Source organism: Streptomyces sp. NPDC005728 (assembly GCF_040630895.1).
GTDB lineage: Bacteria > Actinomycetota > Actinomycetes > Streptomycetales > Streptomycetaceae > Streptomyces.
Genome location: NZ_JBEXYL010000044.1, coordinates 1 through 19,030, shown reverse-complemented (window position 1 = coordinate 19,030; position 19,030 = coordinate 1). Strand labels below are relative to the sequence as shown.

19 protein-coding genes and 1 pseudogene are annotated in these 19,030 nt (G+C 71.8%); 12 read left to right on the top strand and 8 right to left on the bottom strand.

Translation table 11 applies throughout. The features are described from left to right. Positions 1 to 8 precede the first annotated feature (8 nt). The 3 genes from ABZ471_RS26865 to ABZ471_RS26855 form a co-directional block, all read right to left on the bottom strand. Complete coding sequence (locus ABZ471_RS26865) at positions 9 to 704, bottom strand: phosphatase PAP2 family protein (RefSeq protein WP_359069691.1); 696 nt, start codon at positions 702 to 704, stop codon at positions 9 to 11. A 63-nt stretch (positions 705 to 767) separates the two neighbouring features. Beyond that, the gene (locus ABZ471_RS26860; protein WP_359069764.1) at positions 768 to 1,703 is read right to left on the bottom strand and encodes a M56 family metallopeptidase; all 936 of its coding nucleotides are present in this window, start codon (positions 1,701 to 1,703) and stop codon (positions 768 to 770) included. A gap of 96 nt (positions 1,704 to 1,799) precedes the next feature. Beyond that, complete coding sequence (locus ABZ471_RS26855; RefSeq protein ID WP_359069689.1) at positions 1,800 to 2,351, bottom strand: DUF5134 domain-containing protein; 552 nt, start codon at positions 2,349 to 2,351, stop codon at positions 1,800 to 1,802. 163 nt (positions 2,352 to 2,514) lie between these two features. Between ABZ471_RS26855 and ABZ471_RS26850 the strand changes: the two genes are divergently transcribed. Both ABZ471_RS26850 and ABZ471_RS26845 read left to right on the top strand, forming a co-directional pair. Further along, entirely contained in the window at positions 2,515 to 4,179 is a 1,665-nt protein-coding gene (locus ABZ471_RS26850) for an FUSC family protein (RefSeq protein ID WP_359069687.1), read from the top strand. Next, positions 4,176 to 4,826 carry a MarR family transcriptional regulator gene (locus tag ABZ471_RS26845; RefSeq protein ID WP_359069685.1) on the top strand — a complete coding sequence of 217 codons (651 nt, stop codon included), beginning with the start codon at positions 4,176 to 4,178 and terminating at the stop codon, positions 4,824 to 4,826. Before ABZ471_RS26850 ends, ABZ471_RS26845 begins: the two co-directional genes overlap by 4 nt. Before the next feature lie 63 nt (positions 4,827 to 4,889). On the opposite strand, the gene ABZ471_RS26840 is transcribed toward ABZ471_RS26845, so the two are convergent. The 3 genes and pseudogenes from ABZ471_RS26840 to ABZ471_RS26830 form a co-directional block, all read right to left on the bottom strand. Next, positions 4,890 to 5,654, bottom strand: a complete 765-nt coding sequence (locus ABZ471_RS26840) for a VOC family protein (protein ID WP_359069684.1) — start codon at positions 5,652 to 5,654, stop codon at positions 4,890 to 4,892. A gap of 379 nt (positions 5,655 to 6,033) precedes the next feature. Then, positions 6,034 to 7,475 (bottom strand): annotated as a pseudogene (locus ABZ471_RS26835) (FG-GAP repeat protein); the annotation flags it as partial. 28 nt (positions 7,476 to 7,503) lie between these two features. After that, on the bottom strand, positions 7,504 to 7,896 hold the full coding sequence (locus tag ABZ471_RS26830; protein WP_359069682.1) for a VOC family protein: 393 nt from the start codon (positions 7,894 to 7,896) through the stop codon (positions 7,504 to 7,506). 69 nt (positions 7,897 to 7,965) lie between these two features. Here ABZ471_RS26830 and ABZ471_RS26825 point away from each other — a divergent pair, with 69 nt between their 5' ends. Beyond that, positions 7,966 to 8,505, top strand: coding sequence for a GNAT family N-acetyltransferase (locus ABZ471_RS26825; RefSeq protein WP_359069680.1), 540 nt, complete (start codon positions 7,966 to 7,968; stop codon positions 8,503 to 8,505). 42 nt (positions 8,506 to 8,547) lie between these two features. Here the strand turns inward: ABZ471_RS26825 and ABZ471_RS26820 are convergent, their stop codons facing one another. Then, the gene (locus tag ABZ471_RS26820; protein ID WP_359069678.1) at positions 8,548 to 9,231 is read right to left on the bottom strand and encodes a glycerophosphodiester phosphodiesterase family protein; all 684 of its coding nucleotides are present in this window, start codon (positions 9,229 to 9,231) and stop codon (positions 8,548 to 8,550) included. A 405-nt stretch (positions 9,232 to 9,636) separates the two neighbouring features. Here ABZ471_RS26820 and ABZ471_RS26815 point away from each other — a divergent pair, with 405 nt between their 5' ends. From ABZ471_RS26815 to ABZ471_RS26795, 5 genes are all read left to right on the top strand, one after another. Next, positions 9,637 to 11,034 (top strand): DUF6421 family protein, encoded by a 1,398-nt coding sequence (locus ABZ471_RS26815; protein ID WP_359069676.1) that lies wholly within the window; start codon positions 9,637 to 9,639, stop codon positions 11,032 to 11,034. A gap of 38 nt (positions 11,035 to 11,072) precedes the next feature. Next, a complete protein-coding gene (locus ABZ471_RS26810) occupies positions 11,073 to 11,819 on the top strand; it encodes an SDR family oxidoreductase (protein WP_359069674.1) in 747 nt (248 codons plus the stop codon). Beyond that, positions 11,816 to 12,886: a low specificity L-threonine aldolase gene (locus ABZ471_RS26805; RefSeq protein WP_359069672.1), complete on the top strand. Its 1,071-nt coding sequence runs from the start codon at positions 11,816 to 11,818 to the stop codon at positions 12,884 to 12,886. Before ABZ471_RS26810 ends, ABZ471_RS26805 begins: the two co-directional genes overlap by 4 nt. Before the next feature lie 78 nt (positions 12,887 to 12,964). Then, the gene (locus ABZ471_RS26800; protein ID WP_359069671.1) at positions 12,965 to 13,555 is read left to right on the top strand and encodes a transglutaminase family protein; all 591 of its coding nucleotides are present in this window, start codon (positions 12,965 to 12,967) and stop codon (positions 13,553 to 13,555) included. Between the two features lie 10 nt (positions 13,556 to 13,565). Further along, positions 13,566 to 14,276 carry a phenylalanine--tRNA ligase beta subunit-related protein gene (locus tag ABZ471_RS26795; RefSeq protein ID WP_359069669.1) on the top strand — a complete coding sequence of 237 codons (711 nt, stop codon included), beginning with the start codon at positions 13,566 to 13,568 and terminating at the stop codon, positions 14,274 to 14,276. 596 nt (positions 14,277 to 14,872) lie between these two features. Here the strand turns inward: ABZ471_RS26795 and ABZ471_RS26790 are convergent. Continuing rightward, complete coding sequence (locus tag ABZ471_RS26790) at positions 14,873 to 15,601, bottom strand: lysophospholipid acyltransferase family protein (protein ID WP_359069667.1); 729 nt, start codon at positions 15,599 to 15,601, stop codon at positions 14,873 to 14,875. Between the two features lie 255 nt (positions 15,602 to 15,856). Here ABZ471_RS26790 and ABZ471_RS26785 point away from each other — a divergent pair, with 255 nt between their 5' ends. The 4 genes from ABZ471_RS26785 to ABZ471_RS26770 all read left to right on the top strand — a co-directional run bounded on the left by ABZ471_RS26785 (position 15,857) and on the right by ABZ471_RS26770 (position 18,921). Then, positions 15,857 to 16,183, top strand: coding sequence for a thioredoxin family protein (locus ABZ471_RS26785; RefSeq protein WP_359069665.1), 327 nt, complete (start codon positions 15,857 to 15,859; stop codon positions 16,181 to 16,183). Positions 16,184 to 16,391: 208 nt separating this feature from the next. Further along, on the top strand, positions 16,392 to 16,901 hold the full coding sequence (locus ABZ471_RS26780; protein WP_359069663.1) for a flavin reductase family protein: 510 nt from the start codon (positions 16,392 to 16,394) through the stop codon (positions 16,899 to 16,901). 217 nt (positions 16,902 to 17,118) lie between these two features. Further along, positions 17,119 to 17,904, top strand: coding sequence for an electron transfer flavoprotein subunit beta/FixA family protein (locus ABZ471_RS26775; RefSeq protein ID WP_359069661.1), 786 nt, complete (start codon positions 17,119 to 17,121; stop codon positions 17,902 to 17,904). Between the two features lie 54 nt (positions 17,905 to 17,958). Then, positions 17,959 to 18,921 carry an electron transfer flavoprotein subunit alpha/FixB family protein gene (locus ABZ471_RS26770; RefSeq protein WP_359069659.1) on the top strand — a complete coding sequence of 321 codons (963 nt, stop codon included), beginning with the start codon at positions 17,959 to 17,961 and terminating at the stop codon, positions 18,919 to 18,921. Positions 18,922 to 19,030: the final 109 nt, after the last annotated feature.

Here is a 19,030-nt window from a genome sequence, read left to right as displayed (position 1 = left end):
GCCGGACTCTACCGGCGTACGCCGTGCGTCCGGCCGCCCCGCGGCCACTCGTACACCGCCACGGCCACCGCCACCACCAGCGCCCCGAACACCCAGCCGCCCACGACGTCCGAGAGCCAGTGGACGCCCAGCCACACCCGGGTCAGGCCCACGCCGGCCACCGACACGGCGGCCACGGAGACGGCCGTACGCCACAGGGCGCGGCCCGCGCCGAAGCGGTGGAGTAGCCGCAGCAGCAGTCCGCAGACCACGGTGGCCGTCATGGCGTGCCCCGAGGGGAAGGCCGCGTAGTGCGCACTGTCGACGGGATCCGGCCAGATCGGGCGGGGCCTGCCGACCGCGGACTTCACCGACTGCTGCACGATCGTGGCCAGGGCGACGGTCACCGCCAGCCACAGGGCCGTCCACCAGGCCGCCCGCCGCCACACCAGCCACAGCGCGGCGGCCGCGCACAGCAGGCGCATGGTCAGCGGGTCCCAGGCCCAGTCCGTCAGGATGCGGAACGCGTGCGTGAGGCCGTGTTCGCGGACCGCCCAGCGGTGCGTGGTGCGGGCGACGTCGCCGTCCAGAGCGGTCAGCGGGTGCCACCGGGTCGCGACGAGCGTCAGCAGCAGCGCGGTACAGACGGCGAGTACGCCGACCACGGCGGCCGCGGTGCGGTGGACCGGCGGGCGGGGCGGCGGGCCGGGGGGCTGGTGGTGCATGCGGCGATCTTCGTCGACGAGACGGTCCGCGGGCCGCATCGGGGCCGGCGGCTCGGGCACGATCTAGCCCAGGGCCCGGAGTCCCGGCACGAGCGCCACCAGCACCGGGATCACCGGCACCAGTGCGGCCGCCGCCGTCAGGCGCAGCCGGTGCAGCGCCGGGAGACGGTCCGGGGGAGTCAGCAGCCGGTGCACGCGCTGCGGGACATGCGCCTGCGGGGTGGGGCAGGGCCCGAACACGCCCCGGTCCTCGTTGAGTCCGACCAGTGCCAGCGCGGTCGTCAGTCGGCCGAAGCGCCGCGAGGCCATGTCGTCCGCGGCCAACTCGACCAGCCGGTGCATCTCGTCGCGGAACGCCGCGAACACCGGTACCTGCGGAAAGCCGTCGGCCAGCGCGGTCGAGCAGTGCAGCAGCCAGTCGTGGCGGGCCCGGTCGTGCCCGTGCTCGTGGGCGAGCAGAGCGTCCAGCTGACGGCCCTTCAGTCGCTGCAGGGCGGCCGTGGTGATGACGAGCCGGGGCGCCGAACCGGGCAGCCACCAGGCGTCGGGACGCTCGCCCTCCAGCACCACCAGCCGGTCGGCGGCCGGCTTCTCGCCCGGCAACTGCGGGGCCCGCACCAGGAGTTCGGTGCGCCGCAGGCGTCGTCGCACCCGGGCCCGTACCACCTGGCGCACCAGCATCGCCAGGCTCCACAGCCCTCCGCAGGCGAGCGCCACCGCGGTCGGCGCGGCCCACGGCTCGGCCGTGCCCAGGGCGTAGGCGTCCGCCACCGCGCGCGGGGCCGTACCGAACACATGCCCGCGCACCGCCTGCCAGGCCGCCGCCGCGCTGAGCGTCATCGACAGCGCGCAGCACAGCAGTACGGCCGCCACCACGCACTGCCACACCCACAGGGCGACCACCGGCTCACGGTCCGGCCAGTCGGCCCGGGCGAGCAGCCGCGGGGCGACGACGGCGGTCAGGGCGCCGAGCAGCAACAGTGCCACGGGGACCATCATGAGCAGCACCCTATGAGCGCGGAGCCGCTCACGGGTACGGTCCATGGCGCCGAAGTGACGCAGGCAACGCCTGCGCCTCCTCGCCGGCCCGGTGACTCACAACGTGAGCAGCATGGCGACCATCCCGATCCCCATCGACAGCCGGCACGCACGCGCCAGCTCCGGACGGTCGCCCCAGGGCAGGGCCGCCGACCCGCCCGCCGCGGCGGACGCGGGCACCAGACGGGCGCCGGACAGCAGCACATAGCCGGTGAAGTAGAGCAGAAGCGCACCCGTCACCAGGGGCACTCCGGCGCCGGGGTGCGGGTGGTGGTGGGAGGCGGGGGAGGACGCCATGACGAGGGACATGTAGACCATCGCCGCCGTACCCACCAGATGGTGCAGATGGTGCGGGCCGCTGCGCGCGGACCACACGGCGTGCAGCGCCGCCGCGCCGAACACGGCCGCGTACCCCGGCCATGCCCACGCCGGCGGGGTGAACACCGCGGCGGGCACGGCCATCGCGGCCATGCCGAACCCCATGAGCGCCTCGCCGCCCGCGGCATGGCGCTGCTCCTCGACAGCGCTGCGCAACCGCAGCAGGCAGTAGCCCCCGGTCGCCGCGCACAGCGCGACCAGCAGCCAGGCGGCCGACACCGGTCCGTGCACGCGCACCTCCACGCTCGACGGTCGGTCGAGGTTGCGATGCCCGCGGCGGGCGGGGCGCATACAAGCGCAAGGAGGTACACGGGGAGCATTCGCCGGAACGCAGCAGGTGAGGGGTGAGGTCCTGTTTATGATTTACTAGTAAAACACATGCTAAATTAATGGCATGAGCAGTGCGCCCCCTCTCCGTCTCCCCCTCGCCGGTGTGCTCCGCCTCGGGCGTCCCTCCGACATCTGGTTCAAGCCCGCACTCAGTGCGGTCGCCGCGGTCGCCCCGCCCAACCTGACCCTGCTGGCGCTCGGCCGGCTCGACCTCGCCATGTACACGATGGCGGGAGCCCTGTGCGCGCTCTACGGCCACAACCGGCCCTACGCCGCCCGGGCCGGGGCCCTCGCCTGGGTGGTGCTCGGCATGGTCGGCGGGCTCGCCGTCGCCCTGGTCGCGGCTTCGCTCACCACCGACGCGGTCGTCCTGGTCACCGTCGGTGCCCTCATGGCAGCCGTGCAGAAGACGGTGTGCGACGCCACCCGCATCGGCCCGCCCGGCCACGTCGTCCTCACCTTCATCAGCTCCGCCTCCCTGTTCGCCCCACAGAGCCCCGGGCAGATCCCCGGCCATGTCGGGCTGGCTCTGGCGGCGGGCGCCTGGGCCTGGCTGGTGGGCATGGCACCCGGACTGCTGCGCCCGCACGGCCCCGAGCGTCGCGCCACCGCGCAGGCCCTGAACGCGGCCGCCGCGTACGCCGCCACCCGCGGCACCGCCGAGGGCCACGCCGGGGCCCGTGCCGCGAGCGCCGTCGCCATCCACGCCGCCTGGCAGTCCCTGCTGGTCACAGGCGCCCGCGCCGACCACACCCGGCGGGCCCTCGAACGGCTCCTGGTCCACGCCGAGGTCGCCCTCGCCGCACCCGCCGACACCGACCCCGAAAGGCTGCGTGCCTGGGCCCGCGACCTGCGCGGCACCGGCTGCATCCCGCGGGTCGGGTCCACACGCGAGGCGGCGGACGAACTGCTCGGTGCCGACACCGAACTCGCGCTCCCGCGCCTCCCGTTGCGGCACCGGCTCGCCCCGCTCGCGCCCCTCGCCGTCCGCACCGCGCTCGGCTGCGCCCTCGCCGGGTACGCCTCCCTGGCCCTCGGCGTCGGCCGCCCCTACTGGGCCCTCGTCACCGCGGCCTCCCTCTACCAGATCAACGTCACCCTGACCTGGAGCCGGGGCATCCAGCGCGTGGTCGGCAACCTCGTCGGCGTCCTCGTCTTCGCCGCGGTCGCCCCGCTCGCCCATCTCCACCCGGCGGCCCTGGTCCTGCTCTGCCTCGCCTTCAACTTCGGCGCCGAGGCGCTGATCGGCCGCAACTACTGGCTCGGGAGCGTGTGCGTCACGCCGATGGCCCTGCTCGTCACCGAGTTCGCCCGCAGCCAGGACTCCGGCCGGCTCGTCTCCGAGCGGGTCGCGGACACCCTCGTCGGCGCGCTGGTCGGCTTCGCCGCGGCGGTGGCCGTCACCAACCGGCGCGCCGGAGACCGCATCGAGCACGCGCTCACCACGGTGGAACGCGCCCGTGAACACGCCGCCCGCCTGCTCGCCGAGCCCCGCCCGGAGCCCCGCGCCCTGGAGGCAGCCCGCCGCACCCTCGCCGCCGCTCTCGTCGATCTGCGCGCCACGGCCGACGCCGCGTTGGGCGAGTGGTGGCAGCGCGCCCTGCCCGAGGAGCGGGTCGTGCTCGCCGAACAGTCCGGACACCGTACGCTCGCCGCGACGGTACGACGCCAGGGGCTCGCGCCCCTGGACCAGGACACGGGCAGGACGACGGAGGATGTACGGCCATGACGCCGACGAACGGACGACCGACGGCCCGGAACAGTGCGGCCGGCGGGCAGGCGGGGGCCGGGGACACCGCGACGAACGGACGACCGGAGCGGGACGGGAGCGACGCCGGGCACGGCCGTGGAGCCGGTGGGAGCGGCGCGGCCAGGGATGACACCGTCGCCGGAGTCGTCCAGCAGTGGCGGGCCGTGCACCCCGAGCTGGACACCGGACCCATGGAGGTCATCGGCCGGATCAATCGCTGTGCCGCCCTCCTCCAGCAGGCCGAGGACGCTCCGCTGCGCCGGGCCGGGCTCAGCCGCCCGGAGTTCGACCTGCTCGGCGCCCTGCGCCGCACCGGCCACGAGCTGACCCCGAGTGAGCTGTCCCGGGAGACCTTCTCCTCCGGGGCCGCCGTCACCAAGCGGCTCAAGCAGCTGACCGAACGCGGACTCGTCGAGCGGCGCGGCGACACCCGGGACCGCAGGGTCGCCCACGTCCGCCTCACCGACACCGGCCGCGACCTCGTGGACGGCATCCTGCCCGAACAACTCGCCTACGAGACCGCCGTGCTGTCCGTCCTCGCCCCCGAGGGCCAGGGCGAACTCGCCGCACTCCTCGCCGACCTGCTCAGCCGCCTGGAAGGCCGGATGGGCGCGCTGCGGGCGTGAGCCCCGGAGCACGTCGTGCACCGTACGGCGAGATCGCGCTGGAGCGCGCCCGAGGTCGGCCGGTCAGCCCTCCTGGCCCGCCGCGTACACGCCGAACGCCGCCCCCTGCGGGTCCCGCAACACCGAGATGCGGGGGCCGTCCGGCACGGACGTGGGCGGCAGGACGACGGCTCCGCCGGCCTGCTGGGCCACCGCGGCCGTGGCGTCCACGTCGTCCGCCGCGAAGTACGGCAGCCAGTGCGGGGGTACCTCGGGCGGGAACCGGTCGCCCATGTCGGCCATGCCGCCGAAGTCCTCTCCGTCGATACCCCACTGCGTGTACCACTGAGAGGAGTTGACGCTCCAGCCGAAGACCGTGGTGTAGAAGTCCCGGGCCCGGTCGGTGTCCCGGGTCGCCAGCTCCACCCAGCCGAGCGTGCCGGGCGCGTTGAACAGTCCGGCGCCCGGGAAGGCCCGCGCCTGCCACAACTGGAACGCCGCGCCCGCCGGGTCGCGGGTCACCGCGAAGCGGCCCACGTCGAAGACGTCCATGGGGCCGAGGATCACCGTGCCGCCGGCCTCCTCGACGCGCCGCACCGCATCGTCCGCGTCCGCCACCGCGAACGACACGTTCCAGGCGACCGGTTGGGACTCCTGGTACAGCGGGCTGAGCGCGGCGACCGCCGCGTCCCCGACATGTGCCATGGTGTAACCGCCCGCCTCCGGTCGCGGATCCGTCTCCGGCCGCCAGCCGAACAGGTCCGTGTAGAACCGCTTGGCACCCTCCAGATCGGAGGTCCCCAACTCGGTCCAGCAGGGGCCGCCGATCACCGGCTTGTCGAACTTCATGACCGCTCCTTTCGGCCGCTGCGGCCTGCTGTGCGGGAAGAGCCCGAGGAGCCCCCTTCTTGCACGCTAGTCCCCGCCGTGGAACCCGGCCATCCGGAGACAGGTGCGTCGCAGGGTGGTGTCTCTCCGGGCGGCCCCCAGGCCTCTTCGCCGTGCCGCTCGCGGGGCTCCGGCGCGGCGATCGCTTGCCCGGGCCTGCGGCCGGTACGGCCTGGAGGGTGCCGCACGGCTGATGGGCGACGTCTCCGACGGCTCGACGACCCCGGCTGCCGGGTGAGGTGACTTGATCCTGAGGTACGACGAAATTCCCCGAGGCCCGGCGGGGCCTCGGGGAATCCCGAGTGTCAACCGACCTGTGTCCGCTACCTGTTGCGCTCGATCAGCGGGCCGCGTGGCCGAAGTCGACGCCGGCGTTCGGCAGGCCGTTCGAGCCGGGCTGGTACGTGGTCACCGCGGCGACAGTGCCGCCCGCCGTCACGTTGGACAGCGGCAGCGCGTACAGAGTGCCGTGGGCGGACGGGCCGTAGGGCATGCCGACGTAGAGCCTGCTTCCGGTGAAGTGGATGCCCTTGCCCAGGGCCTGGTTCGCACCGGCCGGGCCGGGGATGCCGTCGCCGTCGCCGGCCTCGATCCAGCGGTCGTTGGCACCGGCCGAGCCGAGCAGTGAGAAGGTGTGGACGGCGCCGGCCTTGGTGGCCGTGCCGATCGCCTCGCCGGGGACGCCGACCGCGAGCTTCATCGTCGCCTCGGTGCTGACGGCTCGGGGGGGGGCGGTGTTGACGGCGGTGAGCGTCTCGCCCATGCGGTCGCCGGTCTCGGAGGTGCCGGAGACGTCGTCGTCCGCGGTGCCCTGCTTGAGCTCGCGCAGCTCGCTCCAGGTGCCGTCGGCCTTGACACGGACGAGGACCACACGGCCCGCGTCGAGCCGGTTCTCGGTTCCCACGACGACGCCCTCGCCGGGTGAGCCGATCGCGAGGATCGACTCGGTCGCGGCCGCCGCACCCGAGGGGCGGTACTCGGTCAACGACAGCGCCGCACCGAACTCGTCGCCCTCCTCGGCGCCGCCGGAGATGGTGTCCATGTCCTGGTCGATGCCGCTGAGCGGGGTCGGGATGTTGTCGGTGTTCAGCTTGTTGGGGTCGAAGAGCACCAGACCGCCGGCGTCCGTCTTGGACCCGATCTTCTCGTTGGGGCCGCCGATGGCGATGTGGCTTGCGTCGCCCGCGACGGCCGCGCCGAAGCGGTCACCGGCCTCCGCGGTGCCCGGGACATCGGTCTTGTCCTGGTTGACGGAGACGCTGGTGGTGCCGTGCACGTAGAAGGCGTTGCCCGCCTTCTTGAGCGTGCCGATGGCCTCGCCGGGCACGCCGATCAGCAGGTAGGGCTCGCCGGACCGGGTGGTGCGGGCGGCGATCGCCTGGCCCATGCGGTCGTCCGTCTCGGACGCCGACGCGGCGACAGCGCCCGTACCGGCGCCCTGCTCGAAGTGGGTGTCCTTCGTGGCGCCCGTGCCCAGGCCGCCGGGGCCGCCGTAGAGCACGTCGACCATGCCCGCGGCGGTGGCGGCGCCGAGGTCCTCGCCCGGGGTGCCGACGACGAGGTCGGTGTAGCCGTCCTCGTTGTAGTCGACGGTGTGATGGCCTCGCCGAAGCCGTCGTTCGCCTCGGCGCCGCCGGACACCCAGTCGAGGTCCTGGTTGATCTCGGCGGTGCCCTTGTCGCCGCCGAGCACGACCCGCACCGGACCCGCCCCGGCGTCGCCGCCGACGGCCGCCTTCGGGTCGGCGATCGCGATGTCCTCGACGCCGTCGCCGTTGCTGTTAACGGCGCCACCGAGCGTAAGACACCCCCTAGATGCCCGGCCGGTACCGCAGCGGATGGTCCGACGGGACCTCCACCAGGACGATCCGGGTGCCGTCGGGGTCGGCGATCCACATCTCGACCAGACCCCACGGCTCCCGCACCGGCGGCCGTACGATCTCGACGCCCTCGGTCACCAGCTCCTCGTGTGCGGCAGCCACGTCCGCGACCTGTAGCCACAACTGTGCCGCCGGCCCCGGCGGGGTCTGCGCGCGGCCGGAGACCTCCAGGAAGCCCCCGCCGAGGAAGTAGACGGTCCCGCGCTCGGGGCCCGTGCCGAACTCGCGGTAGACGGCCAGGCCCAACTGCTCGCCGTAGAAGGCGCGGGAACGCTCGGGGTCGGTGGGGTGGAGCAGGATCCGGCTGCTCAGTACGTGCACCATGCATCCCGACCCTAGTGGCAGAGTTACGCTCGTCCCTGGCTCAGCCGCCCCGAGATCGGAGACCGCCCCATGGACACCACCGCCACCGGACCGACGTTCCGCGACGCCACCGACGCCGATGTGGTCGCGCTGGTCGCGCTGATCGAGTCGGCGTACCGGGGCGACGCCAGCCGGGTCGGGTGGACCACCGAGGCGGACATCATCGAGGGGCAGCGGACCGACCCGGAGGGCGTGCGCCAGGTCATCAAGTCGTCGGACAGCCGACTGCTGACCGTCGAGCAGGACGGCCGTATCGTCGCGTGCTGCCAGCTCGAACACCGCGGCGACCACGCCTACTTCGGTATGTTCGCGGTCAGCCCCACCCTGCAGGGTGGGGGCCTGGGCAAGGTCGTCATCGCGGGGGCCGAGCAGCTGGCCCGTGCGACCTGGGGCGTCAGCGAGATGCACATGACCGTGATCTCGGTCCGCGACGACCTGATCGCCTGGTACGAGCGCCGCGGCTACCGCCGTACGGGAAGGATGACTCCGTTCCCGTACGGCGACGAGCGCTTCGGGATCCCGCAGCGCGACGACCTCCAGTTCGAGCTGCTGGTCAAGCCGCTGGTGTGACATTCCCGCGGGACCCGCGATACCTGCGGATCCCGCGCCGGCTCAGGCCGTGAAGCGGCCGGTGCGCTTGATCTCCGGGTAGTCGGTCGTCGCGCCGTCCAGCTGCAGTGCGCGCACCAGCCGCAGGTGGTCCTGCGTGTTGACCACCCAGCCGATGATCCTCAGGTCGGCCGCGCGCGCCTGCTCGACGACCTCCAGGGTCAGCCGGCGGATGTTGAGCACGAGGGTCGTTGCGCCCACCTCGGTGGCGCGCTCCACCACGTCCGTGCCGTAGCGGCTCGCGACCAGCGCGGTGCGCACGCCCGGCACCAGCCGGGCGATCTCGGCGACCGCCTCGTCGTGGAACGAGAGCACCTCCACCCGGGAGACCAGGTCCCGCCGGTGCATGACCTCGGCCAGCGCCCGGGCGGCCGCCACATCCTTGATCTCCGCCTGCAAGGGCGTCTTCACCGCGTCCAGGACCTCCTCGAAGACCGGCACCCGTTCCCCACGGCCCGCGTCCAGGGCGCGCAGTTCCGCGAGGGTCTTCTCGGCGATCGGGCCGGTTCCGTCGGTCGTGCGGTCCACCTCCGCGTCGTGCATGACGACCAGCGCGCCGTCCTTGCTCAGATGGAGATCGAGTTCGATCAGATCGAGGCCCGCCTGTTGCGCGGCGGCGAAGGAACGGAGGGTGTTCTCGGGCTCGACACCCATGACCCCGCGGTGACCGATGGTAAGGAAGTTCAAGGTTCAACTCGCTTCCGTCGACGGCGGCTCGGTGCCCGCGGATGCGACGGGACCTCATCGTCCGCGCGGCAGAGTCGCAGCCTAATGGCCGGGTCCCGCGATGAACCCGAACCTGCGCGGGGGATCGGCGCGCGGCGCCTGTGGCGCCTGGCTCGTATCCGCCCCGTGGTCACCCTGAGGTGGGCGAGTCCCCGCGACATTGACCGGCCGGATCCGATCGGTGCCCGCCTCGCGCCGCGCGACCTCCGCCGCCACGGCGAAAGTGACCGTTGTCACGGTTTGCCGCAGGAAAAACAGCGGTGTTCATGGGAGTCGGCAGAATAATTTCCCGAGTAGGGTCTTGCTGGGAGAAAGAGGGTATGCATACGGTGTCCATACGCGAGGTTCTCCCGTGGAGGATGGGGCATGACGGAAATTCTTGTGCAGGTGGGTACCGAGGGACAGGTTCCTTCGCTGACCAGGGTGGTTGAGCACCCGGCCTGGCCCGTGCTCAAGGATGCGGTGGAACAGATCCGGCCATGGCAGTCCGCGGACGGGTCGATCGACTTCGACGCCGAGGGTGCCCCGGGTCGCGGCGATGCCGAGGCGGCCGTGGGCCGGGTCGTCGAGTCGGTCGAGCAGCTCTCCGGGCTTCTCCCGCACGACGTCGCCTACCACGAGGCCCTCGTCAAGGACCTGCGCCGCTGGGCCGAGGGCGGCTTCCAGGTGCCGGACTTCCTCGACTCCCTCCTGGCGTTCCAGCCCGCGGCGGGCCGCGCGGACGGGCTGCAGCACCTGGTCGTCTTCCCGATGTACACGCAGAACGGCAACCCGGACCGCAATCTGGAGGCGGTCGTGCTGCGCATGGTGTGGCCGGACTGGCTGGCCGAGCTGGAGCGCACCCGCTACGACAACCCGCTGTTCTGCGGCATCAAGTTCGAGGACTTCACGGCCGGGTACGACACGAACTCGGCCGTCCTCTTCCCGGAGACCATCGCCGTGCGCGAGGCGCCGGAACGCTTCACCTGGGGTGGCATCTTCTGCGACCGCGAGGCCGCCCGCTTCCGCCGGGTCACCGACGCGGCGGTGGACATCCTGGGCCTGGAGCTGCCCGAGGACATCGCCGCGATGGTCCACGACCAGAAGCGCTGCGAGGAGGCCTTCGTGCTGTGGGACATGGTCCACGACCGCACCCACAGCCACGGCGACCTGCCGTTCGACCCGTTCATGATCAAGCAGCGCCAGCCGTTCTGGATGTACGGCCTGGAGGAGCTGCGCTGCGACCTCACCGCCTTCAAGGAGGCCGTGAAGCTCCAGGCGGACGGCGTCTCGCAGGCCCGTGACGTGCAGTACGCGGTGCTCTTCGACCGCATGTTCCGCTTCCCGCTCACCGGTGACCGCGTGCGCAACTACGACGGCGTCGGTGGCCAGCTGCTCTTCGCCTACCTGCACAAGCACGACGTCATCCGCTGGACCGACAACAAGCTCTCCATCGACTGGGAGCGTGCCCCGCAGGTCACCAACCAGCTGTGCGCCGAGATCGAGAAGCTGTACCGGGACGGCATCGACCGCCCCAAGCTCGTGCACTGGTTCGCGGGCTACGAGCTGGTCTCCACCTACCTCGCCCCGCACCCCGGCTCCAAGTGGGCCAAGGGTCCGGACGCCCTGGACCTGACCCAGCCGCCGCGCAAGCTCGTGGACGACGTGCTTCCGGACGAGTTTCCGCTGAGCATGTTCTTTGAGGCCCTGTCCAAGAAGCTGAAGAATGTGATCGCCTCCACCAAGGGCATCACGGCGGACAGCGCCGAGCCGGTCGCCGCGTGAGCGACCGCGTCCAGAACACAGCTCAAGAGGGGAACAACATGCGGAACGGGGCTCTCAGTGGTGCGGTGATCGCGGTCGCCGGCGCGGGCGGACCGGCGGGGCACGCGGCGCTGGTCAGGCTCGCCGAGGCGGGCGCGGTCGTCGTCGGTGCCGACAACAACCCCGAGCGCCTGGCGGAGGCCGTGGACGCGGCCCGTTACGCGGGCGGCGGTGCCACGGTCACCGGCGAGACGGTCGACCTGCTCGACCTCGACTCGACCCGTCACTGGGCCGCGCGCATCGAGAAGGACCACGGCCGTATCGACGGCCTGGTCCACCTCGTCGGCGGCTGGCGCGGCAGCGCCACCTTCGCCGAGACCGACCTCGCGGACTGGGACCTGCTGGAGAAACTGCTGATCCGCACCGTCCAGCACACCTCCCTGGCCTTCTACGACGGCCTGCAGCGCAGCGACCGCGGCCGGTACCTGCTGATCAGTGCCGCCGGCGCGTCGACGCCCACCGCGGGCAACGCCGCGTACTCCGCCGCCAAGGCCGCCGCCGAGGCGTGGACGCTCGCCATGGCCGACGGCTTCCGCAAGGCCGGGGGCGAGGGCGGGCCCCGCTCGGCTGCTGCCATCCTGGTGGTGAAGGCGCTGGTGCACGACGCGATGCGCGCCGAACGCCCCAACGCGAAGTTCGCGGGCTTCACGGACGTCAAGGACCTCGCCGAGGCCATCGAGGGCGTCTGGAGCAAGTCCGCCGCCGAAGTGAACGGAAACCGTCTGTGGCTGACCGAGAAGCCGTGAACCCTCCGAAGACCGACGCGCGTCGCCATCACGACCCGGAGGTCCGCGGTTTCGCCAGCGACAACTACGCCGGGGCGCATCCCGAGGTGATGGCCGCCCTGGCCCTGGCCAACGGCGGCCACCAGGTGGCCTACGGCGAGGACGACTACACGGAGAACCTCCAGCGGATCATCCGCAGCCACTTCGGCTCCACGGCGGAGGCCTTCCCGGTCTTCAACGGCACCGGCGCGAACGTCGTCGCGCTCCAGGCGGTCACCGACCGCTGGGGCGCGGTGATCTGCGCCGAGAGCGCGCACATCAACGTGGACGAGGGCGGTGCGCCCGAGCGCATGGGCGGCCTGAAGCTGCTCACCGTGCCCACGCCCGACGGCAAGCTCACGCCCGAGCTGATCGACAAGCAGGCCTGGGGCTGGGAGGACGAGCACCGCGCGATGCCGCAGGTCGTCTCGATCACCCAGAGCACGGAGCTGGGCACGCTCTACACGCCCGACGAGATCCGGGCGATCTGCGAGCACGCCCACGCGCACGGGATGAAGGTGCATCTGGACGGCTCCCGGATAGCCAACGCCGCGGCTTCGCTGAACGTGCCCATGCGGACGTTCACCAACGCCGTCGGCGTCGACATCCTCTCGCTCGGCGGGACGAAGAACGGCGCCCTGTTCGGCGAGGCGGTGGTGGTCCTCAACCAGGACGCCGTCAGCCACATGAAGCACCTGCGCAAGCTGTCCATGCAGCTCGCCTCCAAGATGCGCTTCGTGTCGGTGCAGCTGGAGGCGCTGCTCGCCAGGGACCTGTGGCTGCGCAACGCCCGGCACGCCAACGAGATGGCCCAGCGGCTGGCCGAGGGTGTGCGCGCGGTGCACGGCGTGGAGATTCTCTACCCGGTGCAGGCCAACGGCGTCTTCGCCAAGCTCCCGCACGACGTGAGCGTGCGGCTCCAGGAGCGGTTCCGCTTCTACTTCTGGGACGAGGCCGCCGGTGTCGTGCGCTGGATGTGCGCCTTCGACACCACGGAGGAGGACGTCGACACCTTCGTGTCGGCCCTCAAGGAGGAAATGGCGCGCTAGCCCTCGAGATTGCATAGATATGCGGTCACCTGAAAAGTCATTGACGATCGGGTGATCGCATTCCTATGCTCTGCGGCCATGGAGCTGATCCAGAACACCGCTGATCTGTCCGCCTACTTGGCCGACGACGAAGTCATCGACCATCGCCATCCCCTTGTGCGGGAGACGGCCGCCCGGCTGGCCTCGGGTGCGGCCGACTCGTATGAGTATGCGCGGGCCGCGTACGAATTCGTACGTGACACGATCCCGCACTCACAGGACTCCGGCGACCTCCGCGTCACCTGGCGCGCTTCCGACGTCCTGAAACTGGGCACGGGCATCTGCTACGCCAAGTCCCATGCCCTCGCCGCGCTGCTGCGGGCCGAGGACATCCCCGCCGCCCTGTGCTACCAGCGCCTCACGGACGACGTAGGCGGCCATGCCGTGCACGGGCTGGTCGCCGTGCGTTTCGGCGGGGCCTGGCATCGGCAGGACCCGCGCGGCAACAAGCCGGGCGTCGATGCCCAGTTCTCCCTGCGCGGCGAACGTCTGGCGTGGATCCCCGATCCGGCGTCCAATGAGATGGACTATCCGGTCCTGTATGCTGAACCTCATCCTGTCGTCCTGGGTTCCCTGAAGGCGGCCCCGGACCGCCCGTACCTGTGGAAGACACTCCCCACCGCACTCTGAGGCCAGGCAGATGACGTTCACCCTCACCGTGTCCGACGAGGTCCGCGCCCTCGCGCCCGGCTTCACCCACGTCGCGATCGAGGCGTACGGCCTCGCCAACGGGCCCAGCACCGAGGCGAGTTCGGCACTGCTGGACGAAGCGGCCCGCCGACTGGCCGCACGCCTGGACGGACGGGCGCCGCACGAGGACCCGCACATGGCCGCCTGGCGCGAGACGTACACCGCCTTCGGCTCCAAGCCGTCACGCACCCGCAACTCGGCCGAGGCGCTGGCCAAACGTGCCCTCACCGACGCCGGCCTGCCCCGGATCAACCTGCTGGTGGACCTCTACAACGCCGTCAGCGTCGCCCACCTGATCCCCGTCGGCGGCGAGGATCTCGACCGCGTCCAGGGCGGAATGCGGCTCGTCCGCGCCACGGGTGAGGAGGACTTCGTGACGGTCGCGGGCGGTGAGGAGGCGGTCGAACACCCGGACGCCGGCGAGGTCGTGTGGCGCGACGAGGCCGGCGTGACCTGCCGCCGCTGGAACTGGCGCCAGGGGCCGCGCACCCGCCTCACCGAGGAGACGGTCTCCGGCATCTTCCTGCTGGAGACCCTCGCCCCGCTGCCGGTCGTGCAGGCGCAGGCGGCGGCCACCGAACTCGCCGAGCTGCTGGAGAAGTTCAGTCCCGGGGCGCGGATCGAGGTACACGCCCCCGTCTCGGCCGGAACGCCGGCCTGACCGGCGTCCCACCGCACTCGCTGATCTCCCGGCCATGAGTGACGGGGGCAAGGGCTGACGCCGGTCCGGTGGACGCGGAACGATCCGACCAGCAGGGCATGGCAACCCCTCCCGGCCGGTTCGCCCGGCTGCGGCAGCACTGGCTTGCTCGCCTCGGCCGTGGCGTCGGCCCTGGTCGCGGCCGGCACGGTCGCCCCACCGGTCTTCATGGGCGAGTTCTGCACGGTGCTTTCCACCTCGACCGGTCCGCTCGCCCACGACCCGGCAGCGGCCACTCGTGCCCTCGACTCCGGCCACGACCTGTCCCGGGTTCGATGCGGTGGGTCCCCGCCGCCTACGCGGTGGTCGCCACCGTCCATCAGGCCGACATGTCCTCGGGCATGGCGCCCGGAGCGGCCCGCGTGCACGCCGGCCACGTCGTCGCCGGCATCCGGTTGCGCACCTCCTCCGACGGCACCAACACCCCTGCGGTCACCGCGGGGACGGCTGCCCCTGACGCGACGGGGTGGAGGCCCGACCGGGTCGGCCCTGTGAGTCAGTGGTCCGGAGCCTGGGCGGTCACGACAGCCGGCGCAGCCCTCGTCCGGCGCCGGGTGTCAGTGCGCCTCGGCCGCGCGCAGCTGCTCCGCCGTGGGTGCCGTGCCGCCGAGGTGGGCCGGCATCCACCAGGAGTCCTCCGCGCCCTTGGGGCGTGCGGGGTAGGTGCGCTGGGCGGCATCCAGCAGCTCCTGGACGCGCTCGCGCAGGCGTCGGGTGATGGCGCCCGCGTACTGGTCGCGCGGGGCCTCGACCGGCTCACCGACCCGGATGGTGATCGGGGTGTGGCTGCGCTTGAAGTTGCGCGGGTGCCCCTTGGTCCACAGCCGCTGCGTGCCCCACACTGCCATCGGGACGAGCGGGACGCCCGCCTCCTGCGCGAGGCGGGCCGCCCCCGACTTGAACCCCTTCAGCGTGAAGGACTCCGAGATCGTGGCTTCCGGGAACACCCCGATGACCTCGCCGGAGCGCAGCGAGTCCAGCGCGTGCGCGTAGGCCGCCTCGCCCTGCCTGCGGTCCACCGGGATGTGCTTCATCCCGCGCATCAGCGGCCCGGACACCTTGTGCCGGAAGACGGACTCCTTCGCCATGAAGCGCACCAGACGCTTCTGCGGCAGGGCCGCCAGGCCGTTGAAGATGAAGTCCAGGTAGCTGATGTGATTGCTCACCAGGACGGCGCCGCCCGAGCGCGGGATGTTCTCCGACCCCTGGCAGTCGATCTTGAGGTCCCAGGCCTTGAACAGTGTCTTGGCGAAACCGATGACGGGACGGTAGACCAGCTCTGCCATGGGCGGGGTGGGCCCTTTCTGCTCTGCTCGGGAAAGGGGGCTCCCGGCGGGAAAGTTACGCAGCCGTAGGTTTACGGCGTCTCGCAGATCGTGCCCGAAGAACGGACGGGTAGCCAGTCCTGGTGCCCCGCGGCGGCGAGATCCTCGTCACGTCGGCCTAGTGCCCCACCTCGGTTCTTCGGGGCACGGGAATCTTCGTGGTCCCCTGGATGCTGGTGCAGGAGATGACCGGATCGGCGGAGCGGGAGAGCACGGGTGCGCGGGCGGGACGACGGTAAGCGACTCGAAGCGGCCGAGCTGGGCGGCGAACTGGGAGCACGGGCAACGCTCGTGCAGTTCTCCAGCGCCTTCTGCGCGCCCTGCCGGGCCACCCGGCGTGTCCTCGGCGAGGTCGCCGCCCTGGTGCCGGGCGTCACCCACGTCGAGATCGACGCCGAGGCCCACCTGGACCTCGTACGCGAGCTGGAGATCCTGAAGACGCCCACCGTGCTGGTCCTCGACGCGGCAGGCCGCGTGGTGCGGCGCGCCACCGGACAGCCCCGCAAGGCCGACGTGATCGCGGCACTGGGGGAGGCGGTGTGAGGGGCCTCGGGCGCACGGTGAGGCATCTCCCAGATCCCGGAACCAACTTGACTGTCCGTACCACCTATCGTCAGCCTGACCCCATGCCGACCGAACTCCTTCTCGTCGGGCGGGTCCACGTGGATCTGGCCCGTACCGCGAGCGCGCGCTGTCCGGGCCGTTGAACATCCACGGACCCGCTCGTCAGCCCCGGCAGAAGGACAACTCCATGACGGCCACGCCCGACCTCGGTACCTTCCGGACCGCCTCTCCCGACCTGCTGCGCGCCACCTTCCGCCGGCATGCCGCCGGTGTAGCGGTGATCACCGCGCGTGGGACCTCGGGCCCGGTCGGCTTCACCGCCACCTCCCTCACCTCCGTGTCCGCCGAGCCCCCGCTCGTCTCCTTCGGTATCGGCACGGGCGCTTCCAGCTGGCCCGCCATCGCCGAGACCGAGCACGTCGGCATTCACATACTCGGGGAGCACCAGAGCGACCTGGCCGCCACCTTCGCGCGCAGCGGCGCCGACCGCTTCGGCGCGCCCACGGCCTGGCGGGAGGGCCCGGACGGCGTACCCGTCCTCGACGATGTGCTGGCCTGGCTCGTCTGCCGGATCGTCGGCCGCGTCCCGGCCGGTGATCACCGCATCGTGCTCGCCGAGGTCGTCCTCGGTGACTCCGCGGGGGCCGGACGCCCCCTCCTCTACCACCAGGGCCGCTTCAGCGGCCTGCGGGATTGATCACGCCCGGCTCTCCTGCGAAGCCGTCGAGTTCCGGTTACGCTGCGTTGCGAAGGTCACAGTTCAAAGCGCTTGCTTAGCGGGCACGAATTGGGTGTACTGACGAGTAATATTTCGGTCGGAGCGCGCGGACGCCCCGACCGGGATCGGCCGCTTGAGGCGCCTATGCTGCCTGCAAGAGGCAGCCCGGAAATGACGATGCAGTAGGAGAGCCGGCGTGAGCTTGAGGATCGTTGTCACTGTGAAGTACGTGCCCGACGCCACTGGCGACCGGCACTTCGCCGATGACCTGACCGTCGACCGCGACGACGTGGACGGTCTGCTCTCCGAACTGGACGAGTACGCGGTCGAGCAGGCGCTGCAGATCTCGGAGGACGCGGACGACGCCGAGGTCACCGTCCTGACCATCGGCCCCGAGGACGCCAAGGACGCGCTCCGCAAGGCGCTGTCCATGGGTGCCGACAAGGCCATTCACGTCGAGGACGACGACCTGCACGGCACCGACGCCATCGGCACCTCCCTGGTGCTGGCCAAGGCGATCGAGAAGGCCGGTTACGACCTGGTCATCTCCGGCATGGCCTCCACCGACGGCACCATGGGTGTCGTGCCCGCGCTGGTCGCCGAGCGCCTCGGTGTCCCGCAGGTCACCCTGCTGTCCGAGGTCTCGGTCGAGGACGGCACGGTCAAGGGCCGCCGCGACGGCGACGCCGCCAGCGAGCAGCTGGAGGCCTCGCTGCCGGCCGTCGTCTCCGTCACCGACCAGTCGGGCGAGGCGCGCTACCCGTCCTTCAAGGGCATCATGGCGGCCAAGAAGAAGCCGGTGGAGTCCTGGGACCTGTCCGACCTGGACATCGAGGCCGAGGAGGTCGGTCTCGACGGCGCGTTCACCAAGGTCGAGGCCGTGGCCGAGCGTCCGGCCCGCACGGCCGGCACCATCGTCAAGGACGAGGGCGAGGGCGGCAAGCAGCTCGCTGAGTTCCTCGCGAGCCAGAAGTTCATCTAAGGGCTCGCCCCCCGCTGACCGCCCCTCAACTTCGTTACGCAGGAGAGCAATCCCATGGCTGAAGTCCTCGTCTACGTCGACCACGTGGACGGTGCCGTCCGCAAGCCCACCCTGGAGCTGCTGACCCTGGCCCGCCGTATCGGCGAGCCCGTCGCGGTCGCGCTGGGCAACGGCGCCGCCGACACCGCCGCCGCGCTCGCCGAGCACGGCGCGGTGAAGGTCCTCACCCACGACGCCGCCGAGTACGCCGACTACCTGGTCGTGCCGAAGGTGGACGCCCTGCAGGCCGCCCACGAGGCCGTCTCCCCGGCCGCCGTGCTGGTCCCGTCCTCCGCCGAGGGCAAGGAGATCGCCGCCCGCCTGGCGCTGCGCATCGGCTCCGGCATCATCACCGACGCCATCGACCTGGAGGCCGGCGACGAGGGTCCGGTGGCCACTCAGTCGGTGTTCGCCGCGTCCTTCACCACCAAGTCCCGTGTCACCAAGGGCACCCCGGTCATCACGGTCAAGCCGAACTCGGCCGCCGTCGAGGCCGCCCCGGCCGCCGGTGCGGTCGAGGCCCTGTCCGTCTCCTTCTCCGAGAAGGCCACGGGCACCAAGGTCACCGGCCGTACGCCGCGTGAGTCGACCGGGCGTCCGGAGCTGACCGAGGCCGCGATCGTCGTCTCCGGCGGCCGTGGCGTGAACGGGGCCGAGAACTTCTCGATCATCGAGGCGCTCGCCGACCAGCTCGGTGCGGCCGTCGGTGCCTCGCGCGCCGCGGTGGACGCGGGCTGGTACCCGCACACCAACCAGGTCGGCCAGACCGGCAAGAGCGTCTCCCCGCAGCTGTACATCGCCAACGGCATCTCCGGCGCCATCCAGCACCGCGCCGGCATGCAGACCTCGAAGACCATCGTGGCCGTCAACAAGGACCCCGAGGCCCCGATCTTCGACCTGGTCGACTACGGCGTGGTCGGCGACCTCTTCGACGTCGTCCCGCAGCTGACCGAGGAGATCAAGACCCGCAAGGGCTGATCGCCGCCAGGTTGTACGAGGCCCCCGTGACCGCGCCGGCGCCCGTGGATCACCGGGATCCGGGCTCTGTCCGGTGCCGTCCCGCCCGAGGAGACCTTCGTCCATCTCC